The sequence below is a fragment of the Amycolatopsis azurea DSM 43854 genome, from assembly GCF_001995215.1.
Taxonomy (GTDB): domain Bacteria; phylum Actinomycetota; class Actinomycetes; order Mycobacteriales; family Pseudonocardiaceae; genus Amycolatopsis; species Amycolatopsis azurea.
This window is the reverse complement of record NZ_MUXN01000054.1, coordinates 1-671: the sequence shown is the minus strand read 5'-3', so window position 1 is coordinate 671 and position 671 is coordinate 1. Positions and strand designations below refer to the sequence as shown.

Sequence of the window (671 nt, the reverse complement as noted above, 5' to 3'; positions counted from 1 at the left end):
CCGCCGCCGGGACGGAAACCGCCACCGCCGCCGCCACCACCGGGACCGCCGCGGAAACCTCCGCCGCCGCCACCGGGACCGCCACGAGCGCCGCCACCGGGGCCACCACGGGCTCCGCCACCGGGACCACCACGGCCGCCACCGGGCCCACCGGCCGGACGGGCCGGGCGGCCCGGCATCATGCCGGGGTTCGGGCGCGGGGGCATGTTGCCCGGGCTCGGGCGGTTACCGCCGGGAGCGCCGCCACCGGGACGCGGAGCCGGACGGTCGCCGCCCTGGCCACCACCGGGACGCGGAGGACGGTTGTCGCCGCCCTGCTGACCGCCACCGGGACGCGGACCGGACGGACGCGGGGCCGGGGAACCGGAACCGACACCGAACGGGTTGTTGCCGACACGCGGGGTACGCGGGCCGGGCTTCGGGCCGCCGGGCTTGGGGCCCTGCGGCTTCGGCGGCACGACCGAACCCTGCGACGGCGTCGAGGACGCCGGCGGGGTGGCCGGGGCTGCCGGGGTTTCCTTGGTCTCTGCCTGCTTCGGCTCGGCCGGAGCGGCCTTCGCCGCCGGAGCGACCTCTTCCTTCGGCGCCGGCGGCCGGGGGCCGGGGCGCGGACCCGGGCGGACGCCCGGGGTGGAGGGGCGCGACGGCTGCTGGGCCGGAGCCGACGGGGC

The 671-nt window shown here is 80.8% G+C and carries 1 pseudogene; it reads right to left on the bottom strand.

Annotated elements, in window-relative coordinates:
- Positions 1 to 671, bottom strand: a pseudogene (locus B0293_RS42800) (translation initiation factor IF-2); the annotation flags it as partial.